Origin of the sequence: Bombella dulcis, from assembly GCF_026385505.1 — a bacterium.
GTDB classification, from domain to species: Bacteria; Pseudomonadota; Alphaproteobacteria; order Acetobacterales; family Acetobacteraceae; genus Bombella; species Bombella dulcis.
The window spans coordinates 447,369-463,380 of sequence record NZ_JANIDV010000001.1 but is presented as its reverse complement, the minus strand read 5'-3'; the positions used below and the strand labels follow the sequence as shown (position 1 = coordinate 463,380).

The following is a 16,012-nucleotide window of genomic DNA, read 5'->3' as shown; positions in this document are numbered from 1 at the left end:
CATTTTCTAGCAAGTCTTATACAAAAGACTACCTGTCACCCGTTCGGGAAAACAGATGAAGAAGTCCTCATTCTACAGTGACGGATTTGGCCAGGTTACGAGGCTGATCAACGTCAGTACCTTTCAGCAGAGCAACTTCATAGGCGAGAATTTGTACAGGGATTGTATAAAGGATAGGAGCGGTGAAGGCATTTACATCTGGTAGAACGACAATATGATCAGCAACAGTTTTCAGCTGTTCCGCTCCTTTCGTATCTGTGAAAACGAGAATACGTCCCCCGCGAGCACGGGCCTCCTGAAGATTAGACAGAGTCTTGTCAAACAGAATGGTCGATGGTGCAATGGCGACGACTGGAACACTGGGATCAATCAGACTGATTGGGCCATGCTTCAATTCTCCCGCAGCATAAGCTTCTGCATGAATGTAACTGATTTCTTTAAGTTTTAATGCACCTTCCTGAGCAATAGGCATACAGATGCCACGCCCCAAGTAGAGAACATCACGAGCTTGGGCTATAACACGGGCCATGGTACGGATTTGATCAAACAGCCCGAGAACTTCCATTGCATGAGATGGAAGATCGAGGAGACTATCTGTCAGTTCCCTCTCCCGCATTTCATCAATTAACTGTCGTTGACGAGAAAAATAAATGGTCAAAGCCGCCAGAACAGACAATTGAGCTGTAAATGCTTTTGTGGAAGCTACTGAAATCTCAGGGCCTGCAACCATGCCAAGAACAAGGTCACTCTCCCGTCCCATAGTGGAATGTTCTACATTCAGGACAGACACAATATGCTGGCCGGCTCTCTTAAGTTCTCTCAACACTCCGAGTGTATCCGCGGTTTCACCAGATTGAGAAATGAGCAGAGCCAGTCCTTGATCCGGTTGTGGTGGACGGCGATAACGAAGTTCCGATGCTACATCAATATCGACAGGGAGACGGGCAAGTTCTTCCAGCCAGTACCGACCAACCATACCAGCATAGAAAGCTGAACCACAGGCCGTAATCGTGACACGGGCCAGACTGGCAACATCAAACGGCATTTCTGGCAAAGAAATACGTCGTGTCACGGGATCTACGATGCGCTGGAGTGTCTGGCCAATGGCGACAGGATGTTCATGAAGTTCTTTCTCCATGAAATGTCGGTATCCGTCTTTACCGATCTGCCCCGTTGTCAGGGCTGTTGTCTGAACGGGACGTTCAACGACGTTACCTTGTCCGTCCATGATCTCGACGTGATCGTTGGTCAGAACACACCAGTCTCCATCTTCCAGATAAGTGATCCGGTTGGAAAGTGGAGCTAGAGCGAGACTGTCTGATCCGAGGAACATCTCGCCATTACCATAACCGATGGCGAGTGGTGCGCCATGTCGTGCCCCGATTAAAAGGTCATCATGTCCTTCAAAAATCATGGCAATGGCATAAGCACCCTGTAAGTGACGGATTGTCGCGAAGGCAGCTTCTTTAGGAGCCATCCCCTGCTGGACATGCTCATCCAGCAAATGAGCAACAGCTTCTGAATCGGTTTCCGTTTCAAAGTGACGCCCTTTGGATTCAAGAGTTTTCTTGAGGTCTAAAAAATTCTCAATAATACCGTTATGAACGATGGCGACTTTACCAACTTTGTGTGGATGAGCATTCGTTGCCGTTGGCGCACCATGTGTTGCCCAACGAGTATGACCAATGGCTGTTGTGCCAGATAGAGGGGCTTCTTTTAAGGCTTTTCCCAGATTATCTAGTTTCCCGGCCGCACGACGGCGTGAAATCCGGCCATGCTCAACGGTAGCAATACCAGAAGAATCGTAGCCTCTATATTCCAGACGGCGCAGGCCTTCAAAAACGATCGGAGTAGCGGGACGATGTCCAACAACACCACAAATACCACACATCAGCCCTGCTCCTTCTTCTTCCGTAAGGCCTGCTGGAGAGCAAGTCCCTTGTTCTTTTTATTCTCCTGCCGCGCTCTTCCAAAAGCAAGAGCCGCAGATGGAACGGTATCTGTAATGACGCTACCAGCTGCAGTCACGGCTTCATCCCCGATTTCTATCGGAGCAACCATGACGCTGTTCGAACCAATGAAACATCGCTTCCCGATGATAGTCTGATGTTTGAAAACACCGTCATAATTGCAGGTTATACTTCCTGCCCCGATGTTGCTTTCGCTTCCTATTCGGGCGTCTCCCAAGTAGGTTAAATGGTTAGCTTTGCCCCCTGCTCCAAGGTCAGTATTTTTCAGCTCTACGAAATTGCCGACATGACTGTTCTCACGACAGATCGTTCCAGGGCGAAGGCGGGCATACGGGCCGATCACGGCACCAGATTTTACAGTACAGCCTTCCAGATGGGAGAAAGCGCGAATTGTACAGCCTTCTTCTAATGTGACGCCCGGACCAATGAAGACATTGGGTTCAACAACAACATCGGTAGAAAACTTTGTATCAGAATCAAGGAAAGTACTGGCCGGATCGATCAGTGTAACACCCCGTTTCAGAGCGTCCTGACGCAAACGGGCCTGTAAACGTATCTCAGCCTGTGCCAGTTCTTGCCTGGAGTTAATACCAGACAGTTCTTCTTCTGTTCCTTCGACACAGCTGACCTTTCCCTGTTTGGAAGCTAGAGCCACTATATCTGTCAGATAGTACTCTTTCTGTGCATTGTTGGGCGCAATAGTGTTTAACCACGATTTTAAATCAGCGACAGATGCGCACATCATGCCAGCATTGCAGAGTGTTATTTGTTTTTCATCGTCAGAAGCATCTTTGTATTCTACTATGCGTTTTACCTGACCACTGTTTTCTGTGACTATTCTGCCATAGTGCCCAGGGTTTTGGGGACGCATCCCTAATAGAGAAAGGGTATTGCCATTTTCATGTGTATCTAGAAGATGCTTCATGGTGCCAGATGTTAACAGGGGATTGTCTGCATAGAGGATGATAGCCTTGCCCCTGTCTAGACCCTTTATACCTATCCTTGCAGCATGGCCCGTACCCAAACGTTCTGCCTGAATGACAGTTTCATGAGGTGCCACAAAACGGGTCAGATCATCCATGTCAGGTCCAACGACGACCACAATTCGGTCGACGACCTTTTGGGCAGTCTCAATCAGGTGCCATATCATGGGGCGATTCCCCAATCGTTGCATGGCTTTGGGATGGCGAGACTTCATGCGTGTCCCCATGCCAGCAGCCAGAATGACGGCAGTGGTGGTACAACTCATGGATCGTGCCTCCTGTATGTAAAAAAAGCCTAGTGAGCCTGATCATGGGATATTGCGGAAAGTTTCGGCTCCGCCTGTAGAACGATCAGGATTTCACCCATTTTGTAATGGTCAAATTCAATACGCGCAGGCAAAAGCCCGGCTTTCTCATCCTGTACAAACCAGACACTTCCCGGATGTGGCGTGGATTGGGCTGCTTTGAAACGGGATCCAATTGAAAATCCGCCAATTTGCCGTCCTGTAAAATCACATCTCAGAGAATTTCCCTTGAAATATGAGCCGTGATCTCTGGGAATGGCTGCTCTGGCTGGGCCATGCACTTCCAGATAGGAAAGACGAATACCGTCAAAAACCGGTTTACTGAAATTACAATCATTCTTCAGGGACATGCGACGGGTCAGGAAAACCAGGTAACTCAGCATATCGACGGATTGTTTAAGTTCAGTGTCTGGTAATGGTTCCCTCTGTTTGTCTGGTGGAACCAAGACGGTGACGTGAGGACCAGAAATATCAAAATCAATATGAGCTTTCTGTTCTTCGCCATGAGAAAAGCCATTATTGCTAAAAGCAACGGGAGAAACATCATCGCCATTGAAATGGCCCTGAGCATTACTCAATAAATTGAGTGTCAGGAACCAGCTTGCCAGGCCAACGGTATAAAGGTGCGTTTCTACACCATATCCCCAAGGCTGCAGAACATAATCAGCATCGGCACTTAAAGCATGATAGCCATGAACAAAAACACCAAAATGAAGGTGTATATTCTGAGCTGTTGCCGACTTTATCGCACCTTCCGGCTGAGGAAGAACTGGTAAAGCAGACTGGGCATCGGCCCTTGTCATCCCGAAGAGACAAGAGGACACTATTGCCAGACCTGTAAACCATCCGGCTATATACCTCCGGAATGGGGATTGATGATTAGACGTCAAGGTTGGCAACTTTCAGGGCATTATCAACGATAAATTCACGACGCGGCTCCACGACATCCCCCATGAGAGTCGAAAAGACCTGTCCTGCCTCATCAACATCTCCGATCTGAACCTGCAGCAAAGTGCGGGAAGCCGGATCAAGAGTTGTATGCCAGAGCTGTTCGTCATTCATTTCTCCCAGCCCTTTAAAACGGTTGATGGCCAGACCACGGCGCCCTTGAGCAAGAACATGTTCCATCAACATACCTGGACCAGAGAATTTAGAACTTCTTTGATCCAGAGTCAGGACAACTGGTTTAGTGAAAAAAGTAGCCAGCCAATCTGTCTGAGCTTGAAGACGACGGGCTTCACTTGAGCGAAGAAGTGTTGTTTCAAATATGTAGCATTCTCCCACACCACGCAGGAAACGTCGGCAGATGACACCTTGTGTATCAGCTTCGATCTCCCATCCCCGTTCATTTTCGGGAGAGGCTGAATTCAGACGCATGGCGAATTGTTCCAGCTTCTGCTGACGGATCGCTGCATCAGCATTGATGAGACCACTTACGGCAGCCTGCTCAACAACCCAGAGTGGCACACGAGCTGCAAGAGCACGCAAGTCCTGAGCAATATGACTGAAACGCTCAATCACCTCACGAAGGGCAGCTCCTTCCAATACCTGGCCATCATGAAGGGTTATGGAGGCATTCCCGAGGGCCTTGTCCAGCAGATAGGCGTCCAAGGCAGGTTCATCTTTGAGATAACGCTCTTCCTGACCCCGTTTTGCACGGAACAGTGGAGGCTGCGCAATATAGAGATGACCATTCTCTATCAGCTGTGGCATCTGACGGAAGAAGAACGTCAGCAGAAGGGTACGAATATGGGAGCCATCCACATCAGCATCCGTCATGATGACAATTTTATGGTACCGAAGCTTATCGATATTGAAGCCCCCCTGCTCGGCGGGGCCATGACCGATGCCTGTGCCTAATGCTGTGATAAGCGTACCAATTTCGGCAGATCCCAGCATCCGATCGAACCGGGCGCGTTCAATGTTCAGAATCTTTCCTCTCAAAGGAAGGATGGCCTGGAAGCGACGGTCCCGCCCCTGCTTTGCCGTCCCTCCAGCAGAGTCACCCTCCACGATGAAAAGTTCCGCCCCTTCAGGGTTCCGTTCCTGGCAGTCTGCCAGCTTTCCTGGGAGAGATGATACATCCAACACCCCTTTACGTCGGGTCAGCTCACGGGCGCGTCGGGCAGCTTCCCGAGCGTTGGCGGCGTCAGCAATCTTGGCAATGACGATCCGGGCTTCCTTGGGATGTGTTTCAAACCAATGGCTGATCATGTCAGCTGCAATGGTATGCACTACAGGCTGAACTTCCGAGGAAACCAGTTTGTCCTTGGTCTGTGATGAAAATTTTGGATCCGGAACCTTGACGGACAGTACGGCAGACAACCCTTCCCGCATGTCCTCACCGGTCAGGCTGTTGGTTTCTTTCCTGTTTCCTAATTGAGCGGCATATTTTCCGACGGCACGTGTCAGGGCCTGGCGGAAACCGGCAAGGTGTGTACCCCCATCACGCTGGGGAATATTGTTGGTAAAGCACAGCATGGTTTCGTGAAAGCTGTCATTCCAGCACAGAGCAAACTCTACCCGGATGCCAGATGCTTCATCCTGAAGCTCACCCGTAATGGGCGGATCAATCAGGGCAGTTTTGGAGCTGTTGAGCCATTGGACAAAAGCCGTCAGCCCACCTTCATAATGAAAGACGACCTCCCGTGTTTCGCTATGGCGTTCATCACGGAGAATGATCTTCATGCCTGAATTCAGAAAGGCAAGTTCACGGACACGACGTTCCAGAATACTGAATTCAAACTCAGTCTTGGAGAAAGTCTCTGCGCTGGGCTTGAAGGTAACTTCAGTCCCATTTTCTTCATCAGAGCTGCCGATAATTTCCAGTGGTGCTACTCGTTCTCCATGACGGAAGTGAATGACATGTTCTTTGCCCTGTCGCCATATACGGACATCCATACTCTCCGAAAGGGCATTGACGACCGCAGCACCCACGCCATGCAGCCCTCCAGAAACCTTGTAAGAATTCTGATTGAATTTGCCGCCAGCATGCAGCTTCGTGAGAACAACCTCAGCAGCACTGATTCCTTCTTCTTCGTGCATGTCTGTGGGAATTCCCCGTCCATTATCACGGACAGTGACAGAGCCATCCCCATTGAGAGTCAGAATGCAATAAGTGGCATATCCTGCCTGAACCTCGTCGACTGCATTATCAATAATTTCGAAGACCATATGATGCAGGCCGGAGCCATCATCAGTGTCCCCAATATACATGCCGGGCCGTTTACGAACCGCATCCAATCCCCGCAGTACGGAGATGGAAGAGGCATCATATTCCTCACGATCGGAAGACTGAATTTCCGGCTGGTTATGGGATTCTGACATGCCTAAGCATTACTCCGGTTAGATGGCGGATATGAGGCGTGAATATACTGCGAGAACCCTCTTCTGACCAGTGCAATCCCTTGTTGCCCCGGTGATCATCTGACCATGTTTGGGAAGGTTCGGGCAGAATGAAGCTCTCCATCACGGACCTGAAAGAATTCAGCAAATTTTCTGACAGGAAAGAAAGGATCAGCTTCAGTTCCAGTCAAAAGAGTTGTGGTCTTCAGGACGGATAAACTTTCCATCAGGACTGTGCGCCGTCTTTCATCCAGATGGATCAGTGGTTCATCCAACAGGATGACGGGTGGATATCCCCATATCCGGTCTATAGCGTGGGCGTGAGACAGGATAATGCTGAGCAGCATAATCTTTTTCTGCCCACTACTGGAGTGTGAGGTTCTTCTGCCAGATGTCGTATCACGCAGGCTCATGTCGGCTTTATGCGCACCTACGGAGGTACTTTTTCGGATTTTATCCTGATGACGTGACTGTCTGAGAAGACAGCAGAGCCAGTCCTCCACTTCCAGAGCTGGTTTTTCTTTCAGGGCAGTTGAAATAGGGCAATGTATGTCGAGGCTGGTGCGAGGAAAGGCCTCATTGCCAAAAGGTGTTGCCTGTAATGTTTCTATGAGATTCAGGCGACCCGCCGTTACAGCAACAGCATGGCGACTGATGGATCTCTCCAGTGAATCGAGCCAGGCAGCTTCACCTGGTTGTTCCATCAGAACCCGGTTTCGATTCATGACAGAGCGTTCGTGTGCCACGAGTTGCTGGGTATGGTCGGGAACCAGAGCTGTGGTCAAACGATCCAGAAAGCGACGTCGGGCCGATCCTCCCTCAAGGAAGAGACGCTCCATTTGTGGCGTAAGCCAGACACAGGAATAAAGTCGTGCAATGTCAGCTACGGTGCGAGGTTTTTCACCATCCAGCAGGAAGGTACGACGCCCTCGCTCTCCTGAAAAACCAGTAGATAGATGAAAACACTCCTTCCCTCTTTCTAATGCGGCCGCTATCCCCCAATGGGATGTACCGTGGCGAGGAAGAAGCTGGGGAGCTGATCCCAGAAGCCCCCTCCCCGGAGCAAGGAGAGAGATGGCTTCCAGAAAATTGGTTTTACCGCTGCCGTTTTCACCTGTCAGAACTGTTAACGGAGTAGTCGGTTCCCAGATACAGCGTCCGTAATTACGGAAATCTGTTAATATCAGTCGCTGTAGTTTCAAGGTTATACGTCAGACTCGTATGGGCATGAGAACATATAGGGCGGAAGGCTGTCCTGTATCACGAATCAGCGTCGGTGATGAACTGTTGGCGAAAGCGAATTCTACTTCGACATCAATCTGATCTGTAATGTCAGTCAGATAGCGTGCCTGGAACCCAATTTCCACATCATCGCTGTCATAGGTGACACTATTTTCGTCTAGTTCTTCCTGTGCAATGCCCTGATCAGGGCTGACAGCAGAAAGAGTCAGATGATTTCTGGTGATGGTCAACTTTACAGGGCGTGAACGTTCCTGACTGATTGCAGCTACGCGTCCTACAGCAGCGGCCAGATCCTGCTTTGCAACCCGTAGAATACGGGAGTTATTCTGGGGAATAACCCGAGAGTATTCCGGGAAGGTGCCATCCACCAGTTTGGACGTCAGCAGGATAGAACCAATACGGAACTGGATACGGGTTTCAGAAAGGGAAACCTCTACGGAGGAACCGTCGCCCTCAAGCAGTTTTCGAAGCTCAGTTACCGTTTTGCGAGGGATAATGATCCCTGGCATGGTTTCTACTCCAAAAGGAGCTGGCGTATCGATTTTGGCAAGCCGGTGACCATCAGTGGCTACAGCACGCAGATAGTTCTTTTTATCTTCAAGAACAATGTGAAGATAGATTCCGTTCAGATAGTAACGGGTTTCCTCGTTGGACATGGCAAACCGGGTGCGGTCGATCAGATCACGGAGGCCATTGGTCTCAATAGAGAAATGATGCGGCAGATCTCCAGCAAGCATGGCTGGAAAATTATCCACAGGGAGAACGTTCAGATTGGTCTCATAACGGCCAGCCCTGAGATGAAGAGGCTCTTCCTGACTTTCCTGCTCAAACTCAATCAATGCGCCATCGGTGAGTTTTCGAACAATTTCGAACAGAACAGCGGCAGGCACAGTCACAGACCCTGCACGGGTTGCCTCTGACGGAATTTCTTCCACGATTGCAATTTCCATGTCTGTTGCTGTCAGACGCAGAATTTCACCGTCGTGATTCATCAGCACGTTGGCCAGAATGGGGATGGTGTTCCGTTTTTCGGCGACACCCTGAATGTGAGAAAGTGCACGCAGAAGCGGCGCGCGATCAACGGTGAACTTCATGAGGACCCCAGAGCCTTATCGGGAATAGCAGTACGCATTCCTAGCAAAATAAGTGTGTGTTTGAAAAGATGTCTTCAACCCTCCAGCATATGCCGCAGAAGTTCAACACTTTCAGCTAGACCGGGATCCTGTTCCATAAGTTCAGAAACACGGCTGACCGCATGCATGACTGTTGTATGATCCCGATTTCCAAATTTCCGACCTATCTCTGGAAGGCTGCGGCTTGTGAGCTGTTTGGCTAGATACATGGCAATCTGTCGAGGACGTGCTACGGCCCGTGCCCTACGTGCTGAAGACATGTCTGTCAGACGAATGTTGAAGTGCTCCGCAACCTTACGCTGGATCTCATCAATCGTGACCCGTCGTTCATGAGCCTTGAGCATATCTTTCAGGACATCCTGCGTTGATTCCAGTGTTACAGGACGACCAACAAGGTCCGCATGGGCGATCAGGCGATTCAGTGCGCCCTCTAGTTCCCGTACATTAGTTGTGATCTTATGGGCAAGATATTCCAACACCTTGGGAGGCACCGGTGTACCGGAGGCTTTTGCTTTTGCTTCCAAGATGGAGATACGGAGTTCGAAAGTGGTTGCATGAATGTCAGCGACCATGCCGCAACCCAGCCGTGTCCGTAATCTGTCTTCAAGTCCTGAGAGGTCGGAAGGACTTTTGTCTGCGCTGACAATAATTTGCCGACCAGCATCAACCAGCGCATTGAAAGTATGAAAGAACTCTTCCTGAGTACTGTTTTTCCCAATGAGGAACTGAAGGTCATCAATCATCAGGACGTCAACGGAGCGCAGCTGTTCCTTGAATTCCATCTGTGATTTTGACTGCATGGAGGCAATGAAGCGGTACATGAATTTTTCAGCAGACATATACGCTACTGAAATGTTTCCACGACTCATCAGTTTGAGACCAATGGCATGCATGAGATGTGTTTTACCCAGTCCCACTCCGCCATACAGAAAAAGCGGGTTAAACCCGGGGCTTGCCGGATGATCTGCAACTCGCCCAGCACAGGCATAGGCAAACTCATTGGGCTTACCGACAACGAAATTATCGAATGTGAAGCGTCGATCGAGAGGGACAGCCAGATCATTCCGCACTTCATTAACTGAAGAAGGCAACGTAGTAGTTGTTTCTCGATCTAAGGCAGCAATATCTTCTTTAACCAGAGTTTGAATATCTGGATCAAAGGGTGTGGTCTTCGGGGTCGAAGAAGATGCTTCTCTTTCTGCATTTGAAGAACGCTGGGCCTTTTTATCAACCCGTAGTTCGACATGCTGGACAGTATGGCTTTCTTCGCGCCAGAGCGTCTGAAGACGCTGGCCATATTGACCCCGCACCCAGTCCCGTAAAAAGCGTTCCGGCAGGTAAAGAGTGATTTCATCTTCATCAAGTGGACCTAGCGTAATGCGCTGTATCCACATTCTATACTCTACGTCGCCTACTTCATTCTTTAGACGTTCGCAAATGCGTAGCCAGGATATTTTGAGAGACGATGCTGTATCAGAAGAGGCCAGAGCAGCGTCCTGAGACTGAGCTTTTTCCACTTCCGATCTCCATAATTACAGGCCTGCACATCCCCAGCAGGGTAAAGCTTGCTCACAAGGGGAATCAAGCATTTTCACCTGCACTGACGGATCGTGCATCAGAAGCAATGGTCCATCGTAGGGAATTTTATTCACTGGTTTGAATAATAAAAAAGAACGCGCCCGAGGGCGCGCCCCTGTCGATTCACCGGTTACGCATGAATCGACCTTACCACTCTGATAGGCAATCAAGCTGCAGCAGAGATAGACTTGATGCGAGCTGACAGACGAGAGAGCTTGCGGCTGACCGTATTCCGGGCAATGACACCTTTACCAGCGGCACGCTGCATCTCCGGTTGAGCAGCCCGCAGGGCCTCTGTTGCAGCTGCTTTGTCCCCGGACAGAATAGCCTTTTCAACATTCTTGATAAAGGTACGCATACGGGACAGACGGGAAGCGTTGCGCAGACGGCGACGTTCATTCTGACGGATGCGTTTACGGGCAGATGCGTTATTGGCCATGGGCTTCAGGTTTCCTGCGGATAGTTCGCTAAAAATAATGCTTGCCATTTACCTCTCTGGCAACGTTACGTCAAGCTCTGTCTTCAGTTCCGACGATAATGACAGTTCCTTTATGCTAGATTTTCTGACAGTGCGGACAAAAGAACGTGGATCGACCACTCTGCATCATGCGTCTGATATGAGATGGGCGGCTTTCTGGGGCACAGTTGGGACAGGGCTCCCCTTCTCGATCGTAGACGAGATGTAGTTCCTGAAAGGCCCCGGGCTGGCCATCCGTGTGAACATAATCCCTCAGGGTAGACCCTCCGGCAGCAATGGCAGACTGAAGAATATCCGTAATGAATCTGCGCAGATGATGAAGTTCTTCATATGTCAGGCTGTCCGCAGTTCTGGCAGGATGAATATGGGCTTTGAACAAGGCCTCGCATACGTAGATATTCCCCAGACCGACAATTCTGCGCTGATCCAGAAGAACATTCTTTATGGGCACACGGGTTGATGCACAGATGGAGGAAAGTTGGTCCGTCGTAAAATCATCTGACAGAGGCTCAAGGCCCAGATGTTTCAATGGAGGATATTGATTTTCCTGATCTGTCTGGAACAGACCGACCATGCCAAACCGGCGGGGATCGACCAGACCAATACGACACCCATTGTCAGTCCAGAATATGAGATGTTCATGTCTGCGCAAAGGAATGTTGCGTGTAGCAGAATCAATGAACAATCGACCCGACATGCCAAGATGAATCAGCAGGCTCCATCCATGCTGAAAATCAAGCAGGATATATTTTGCCCTCCGGCGTAACCTGACAACCGTTTCATTGAGCGGTATGGTGGAAAGACCGGAGGGAAAGGGCGTACGTAGGTCTGGCCTGTTGATGTCTATTGAGGTGAATTTCTGCCCTGTTAAAGCAGGTTTCATGCTCTGAAGGATGGTTTCGACTTCTGGGAGTTCTGGCATAAATATTCGCAATGGGATAACAATGGTTGCATGACTGAGAACCATTCTTCCCACACCTCTCCTTACCCGTCAGCTGATTTTGATGCTGGCACGATTGATTTTGGGTATCGTGACGTACCTCGGGGGGAGAAAAAGCCACTTGTCCGGCAGGTTTTTGAAAGCGTTGCGGGCAAATATGATGTCATGAATGATGCCATGTCCCTGGGCATTCATCGGGTCTGGAAACGCATTTTCGTGACCATGTTGTCACCTCAACCTCGGCATCATCTGCTTGATCTGGCAGGAGGGACGGGTGACATCACTTTTGGCTGGTTGCGTCGTGGTGGTGGACATGCCGTACTGTCTGATATCAATGAGGCTATGCTTGAGGTCGGTCGGAAACGAGCCATCAAGGCTGGACTGATCGGGAAGATGGATGTCTGCGTGGCCGACGCTGAAACTTTTCCCTTCCCTGATGCGTCCATGGATCGAATCTCCATGGCTTTTGGGCTGCGAAACTGCACGGACAAGGATGCTGTCTTACAGGAAGTCAGACGTGTTCTGAAACCAGGAGGGCGATTTTTATGTCTTGAATTCTCGAAGGTGGACGTAGCTGCGCTTTCAGCGGTTTATGATGCTTGGTCTTTTCAGGTGCTGCCTCGTATGGGGCAGATGATCGCCGGGGATGCTGAAAGCTATCAATATCTGGCCGAAAGTATCCGTATGTTCCCGGATCAGGAAACATTGGCTGAGATGATGCGTTCGGCAGGTATGGAACGAGTGTCTTATCAGAACCTTTCGGGAGGTATCGTAGCCATACATTCGGGCTGGCGACTCTAGGGGTAAGCTATCATGCCACGTATTATCCTTATCCTAGGTGGTGGTATTGCAGCTTATAAGGCTCTCGACATCGCCCGTCAGTTGAGCCGTGAGGGTATGGATGTTGTCCCGGTGATGACAGAAGCCGCCCATCATTTTGTGACGCCTCTATCATTGGAAGTATTATGCGGTCATTCTGTTCATGCTGATCTTTTCCAGCCCGGACAGGAAAGTGACGTAGGTCATATTTCTCTCGCTCGTTCGGCTGATCTGATATTGGTCTGTCCAGCCACGGCCAATCTGATGGCTCGTATGGCGCAGGGCATGGCCGATGATCTGGCAACAACCATTCTGTTGGCAACGGATGCTCCTGTCCTGCTGGCACCAGCCATGAATCCGCATATGTGGAGCCATTCTGCAACACAGGCCAATTTGTCTCTGTTATGTCAGAGGGGAGTAAAATGTGTTGGGCCTGCTCAGGGCAATGTGGCCTGTGGCGAGACAGGAACAGGGCGCCTGGCTGAGTTGGATGACATATTAATCGCCGTTCGAAGTGTGCTGGGTGCAGGAGAACTGGCAGGACGTAGGGTGCTTGTTACGGCAGGCCCTACTGTTGAGCCAATTGACCCTGTCCGTTTCATTTCCAATCGTTCTTCTGGATTACAGGGCTATGCCATAGCGGCTGCCTTAGCCAGAAGAGGTGCTGATGTCAGGCTTGTCAGTGGCCCTGTGAGCCTGCCAACACCTCCTTCAGTAAAAAGGATTGATGTACAGACAGCAGAAGAGATGAAAGCAGCCTGTCTGAATCAGAGTCCTTTTGATGCTGCCATCTGCGTAGCTGCTGTAAGCGACTGGCGGCCCGCTGCTGTCTATGAGAGCAAGGTGAAAAAGACAGGCGATACTCCACCTGTTCTGAATCTGGTTGAAAATCCGGATATTCTGTCCACCATTTCTCATATGAAAGGTCGGCCAGCACTTGTGGTGGGTTTTGCGGCAGAGACGGATCATCTTCAGAAGCATGCAGAACAGAAACGTCAGAAAAAAGGTTGTGACTGGCTTCTTGCTAATGATGTAACGAAACATCGCTTTGGCGGTACCCGTAATCAGGTTCTGTTTCTGGCAGATGCTGGAGTGGAAAGTTGGCCTGAGATGGATAAGTCGTCTCTGGCAGACCATCTGGCAGAACGAGTGGTGAATTTTTTCAGAACCGGGAATGACCGGTGATTCCTAGTGTTGAGGTCATGACTTATGTTGAATGATGTGCCCGTCCGTATTCTTCGTCTTCCTCACTCTGAAGGTCTGGCTCTGCCTTCATATGGGACTGCAGGTGCTGCTGGAATAGATTTCCAGGCTGCTGTAGACACTCCTCTCACGTTGAAACCGGGGGAGAGATGTTTGATTCCGACCGGTTTGTGTATTGCTCTACCGAAAGGGTATGAGCTTCAGATCCGTCCCCGTTCAGGACTGGCATTGAAACATGGCCTCGTGGTGCCGAATAGTCCCGGTACGATTGATGAAGATTACCGGGGTGAAATTCGTATCATCCTTATGAACATGGGAACAGAGGATTTTGTTATCGAGCGAGGTATGAGAGTGGCGCAGGGCGTTCTGGCCCCTGTAGTGAGAATACAGTGGCAGGAATGTATCAGTCTGGATACAACCGAACGGGGCTGTGGGGGGTTTGGAAGTACCGGTCACTGACTTGTCCCTTATGAACCGGAAGTTTGGCTGTTAAGGTCTGAGATTATGGACGTCAGTGTGTATTCGAGCCGATCATGAGAAGAGATGGGTGGCCTTTTGCCTATCTTTCAAAACTGGAAGGGCGGTTCGCGCGTTGGCTTCTAGGTGGCTATGGAAGTGGCCTGTCCTGCTGCATTCTGATCCTGGGGGCCCTGTATGGTCTCTGTCGGGGATGTGGGGTGCTGCCTCTTTCCCCACTTCCTACCCCGTGGGAAGATATGTTGTGGACCCTAGGTAAGGTAGCAACCGCCTTATTATTTGTTGTTTTAGGATATTGCCTTCTTCTATCTATTGCAGCCTGTTCTACATATCTGAAACGGGTGCTAACGAAACTTACAGTCGTTCTGGCCGAGATACCAGCTTTCTGTCTGCTTGGTTTTTTCTGTGCCATCTTCCCCTCCTTCTGGAGTGTGGCAGGCGTGGCCTGTTACAGTCTTCTGGCACGCACTGTTCATGAGAGTTTAAAAGCTGGAAATGAAATACCTTCCAGTTATCTGAAAACGGCACGTGCTTTACGGTTGGATCGCTGGCAAAGTTTCTGGCGTTTACACATGCCTTTTGCATTTCCTGATCTTGTTCGGACTGTGTTGCGTGGGCTTCCTGGATTCTGGTTACAGATTTTGGGAGGAGAGCTGGCCGTATCTCTGTTTCTTCCTCACACCTCGCCGGGATTGGGAAAAATGTTTCTTCAGGCCGTACAGAGGAAGGAACAGTTGGTTGCCTTTGGTATATTGGCACTTATGATGATGCTTATTTTTCTTGTACAGCATGGTTTTATCAGACCATTACGAGGATATGGGCGTCACTATGCCGTATGCGATCTGGCAAAAGCTGAAATAGATAAATATAATGATCGCCCGTCATTCTGTCGAACACATTATGTTGCCGGAGCGACGGGAACATTATTGGCATCTATTCTGTTATCTTGTGGTTTTTGGGGCTTTCCGGGGCCATTCATTGCATTGCTTGTTGCTATTCTGATGAACGGTATTTTTTGGGGAGTGGTTGGCGGCCTTTTACTGGGACTATCTATGGATATAAGAAAAAAATTTCGGAAATGTTGTCTGATTGCTGCTCTTATTCCTGTCTTTCTATTCTATATGGTATTTCCTGTTTCCTATTTGGCATTTATCGTACCGGCCTTGGCCATTGTGAGCATAAGTGGCTGGGCCTTCTTCCTGTATGATTCAAATGCTTCAGGAAGACAGTTTGTCATGATGGGACGATATCTACGTCTTCCTTTACTGTCTCGATGGAAAGATATTCGTTTTCCTCTACTATCCCCGGCTCTTTTGCAGGCAGCTATCATGGCACTGCCTTTTTTTTGGGACAATGTCTATATGATAGCCCTTCTGAAACAGGGAACGTATCATCTGACTATTCTTCAGGCCCATACTTATGGGATGCAGGGAATACTCCTGATTCTGATGACCCTGTTAGCTATTTCAGTACGTTGGGGAGTTTTTATTCCTTTACAGGAACGCATGTCACATCGGTATAGGATCTAGCTGTGAATGG

General features: G+C 49.6%; 13 protein-coding genes. 4 read left to right on the top strand and 9 right to left on the bottom strand.

The window, feature by feature from the left end; translation table 11 throughout:
• Positions 1-67: 67 nt before the first annotated feature.
• The 9 genes from glmS to mutM all read right to left on the bottom strand — a co-directional run bounded on the left by glmS (position 68) and on the right by mutM (position 12,001).
• The gene (glmS, locus tag NQF87_RS02100) at positions 68-1,891 is read right to left on the bottom strand and encodes a glutamine--fructose-6-phosphate transaminase (isomerizing) (RefSeq protein WP_266126761.1); all 1,824 of its coding nucleotides are present in this window, start codon (positions 1,889-1,891) and stop codon (positions 68-70) included.
• Positions 1,891-3,219: a bifunctional UDP-N-acetylglucosamine diphosphorylase/glucosamine-1-phosphate N-acetyltransferase GlmU gene (gene glmU, locus NQF87_RS02095; protein WP_266126760.1), complete on the bottom strand. Its 1,329-nt coding sequence runs from the start codon at positions 3,217-3,219 to the stop codon at positions 1,891-1,893. Before glmU ends, glmS begins: the two co-directional genes overlap by 1 nt.
• 29 nt (positions 3,220-3,248) lie before the next feature.
• Positions 3,249-4,061, bottom strand: a complete 813-nt coding sequence (locus NQF87_RS02090; protein ID WP_266126759.1) for a DUF3108 domain-containing protein — start codon at positions 4,059-4,061, stop codon at positions 3,249-3,251.
• 76 nt (positions 4,062-4,137) lie between these two features.
• On the bottom strand, positions 4,138-6,585 hold the full coding sequence (gyrB, locus tag NQF87_RS02085; RefSeq protein ID WP_266126758.1) for a DNA topoisomerase (ATP-hydrolyzing) subunit B: 2,448 nt from the start codon (positions 6,583-6,585) through the stop codon (positions 4,138-4,140).
• A 95-nt stretch (positions 6,586-6,680) separates the two neighbouring features.
• Complete coding sequence (gene recF, locus NQF87_RS02080; protein WP_266126757.1) at positions 6,681-7,805, bottom strand: DNA replication/repair protein RecF; 1,125 nt, start codon at positions 7,803-7,805, stop codon at positions 6,681-6,683.
• Positions 7,806-7,814: 9 nt separating this feature from the next.
• On the bottom strand, positions 7,815-8,939 hold the full coding sequence (gene dnaN / locus NQF87_RS02075) for a DNA polymerase III subunit beta (protein WP_266126756.1): 1,125 nt from the start codon (positions 8,937-8,939) through the stop codon (positions 7,815-7,817).
• A gap of 74 nt (positions 8,940-9,013) precedes the next feature.
• The gene (gene dnaA, locus NQF87_RS02070) at positions 9,014-10,495 is read right to left on the bottom strand and encodes a chromosomal replication initiator protein DnaA (protein WP_266126755.1); all 1,482 of its coding nucleotides are present in this window, start codon (positions 10,493-10,495) and stop codon (positions 9,014-9,016) included.
• Between the two features lie 227 nt (positions 10,496-10,722).
• On the bottom strand, positions 10,723-10,995 hold the full coding sequence (gene rpsT, locus NQF87_RS02065) for a 30S ribosomal protein S20 (RefSeq protein ID WP_266126754.1): 273 nt from the start codon (positions 10,993-10,995) through the stop codon (positions 10,723-10,725).
• Between the two features lie 115 nt (positions 10,996-11,110).
• A complete protein-coding gene (mutM, locus tag NQF87_RS02060; protein WP_266126753.1) occupies positions 11,111-12,001 on the bottom strand; it encodes a bifunctional DNA-formamidopyrimidine glycosylase/DNA-(apurinic or apyrimidinic site) lyase in 891 nt (296 codons plus the stop codon).
• Here mutM and ubiE point away from each other — a divergent pair.
• The 4 genes from ubiE to NQF87_RS02040 all read left to right on the top strand — a co-directional run bounded on the left by ubiE (position 11,987) and on the right by NQF87_RS02040 (position 16,002).
• A complete protein-coding gene (gene ubiE / locus NQF87_RS02055) occupies positions 11,987-12,775 on the top strand; it encodes a bifunctional demethylmenaquinone methyltransferase/2-methoxy-6-polyprenyl-1,4-benzoquinol methylase UbiE (RefSeq protein WP_266126752.1) in 789 nt (262 codons plus the stop codon). The two genes, mutM and ubiE, sit on opposite strands and share 15 nt — an antisense overlap.
• A 12-nt stretch (positions 12,776-12,787) precedes the next feature.
• The gene (gene coaBC, locus NQF87_RS02050) at positions 12,788-13,978 is read left to right on the top strand and encodes a bifunctional phosphopantothenoylcysteine decarboxylase/phosphopantothenate--cysteine ligase CoaBC (protein ID WP_266126751.1); all 1,191 of its coding nucleotides are present in this window, start codon (positions 12,788-12,790) and stop codon (positions 13,976-13,978) included.
• Positions 13,979-14,002: 24 nt separating this feature from the next.
• Positions 14,003-14,455: a dUTP diphosphatase gene (gene dut, locus NQF87_RS02045; protein ID WP_266126750.1), complete on the top strand. Its 453-nt coding sequence runs from the start codon at positions 14,003-14,005 to the stop codon at positions 14,453-14,455.
• A 218-nt stretch (positions 14,456-14,673) separates the two neighbouring features.
• The gene (locus NQF87_RS02040; RefSeq protein ID WP_266126749.1) at positions 14,674-16,002 is read left to right on the top strand and encodes an ABC transporter permease subunit; all 1,329 of its coding nucleotides are present in this window, start codon (positions 14,674-14,676) and stop codon (positions 16,000-16,002) included.
• Positions 16,003-16,012 lie beyond the last annotated feature (10 nt).

What these genes read in the sequence shown, in the direction of transcription:
- gyrB (WP_266126758.1), bottom strand. Translation starts at nt 6,585, where the DNA reads ATGTCAGAATCCCATAACCAGCCGGAAATTCAGTCTTCCGATCGTGAG.
- glmU (WP_266126760.1), bottom strand. Translation starts at nt 3,219, where the DNA reads ATGAGTTGTACCACCACTGCCGTCATTCTGGCTGCTGGCATGGGGACA.
- coaBC (WP_266126751.1), top strand. Translation starts at nt 12,788, where the DNA reads ATGCCACGTATTATCCTTATCCTAGGTGGTGGTATTGCAGCTTATAAG.
- ubiE (WP_266126752.1), top strand. Translation starts at nt 11,987, where the DNA reads ATGACTGAGAACCATTCTTCCCACACCTCTCCTTACCCGTCAGCTGAT.
- glmS (WP_266126761.1), bottom strand. Translation starts at nt 1,891, where the DNA reads ATGTGTGGTATTTGTGGTGTTGTTGGACATCGTCCCGCTACTCCGATC.
- rpsT (WP_266126754.1), bottom strand. Translation starts at nt 10,995, where the DNA reads ATGGCCAATAACGCATCTGCCCGTAAACGCATCCGTCAGAATGAACGT.
- mutM (WP_266126753.1), bottom strand. Translation starts at nt 12,001, where the DNA reads ATGGTTCTCAGTCATGCAACCATTGTTATCCCATTGCGAATATTTATG.
- NQF87_RS02090 (WP_266126759.1), bottom strand. Translation starts at nt 4,061, where the DNA reads ATGACAAGGGCCGATGCCCAGTCTGCTTTACCAGTTCTTCCTCAGCCG.
- dut (WP_266126750.1), top strand. Translation starts at nt 14,003, where the DNA reads ATGTTGAATGATGTGCCCGTCCGTATTCTTCGTCTTCCTCACTCTGAA.
- dnaN (WP_266126756.1), bottom strand. Translation starts at nt 8,939, where the DNA reads ATGAAGTTCACCGTTGATCGCGCGCCGCTTCTGCGTGCACTTTCTCAC.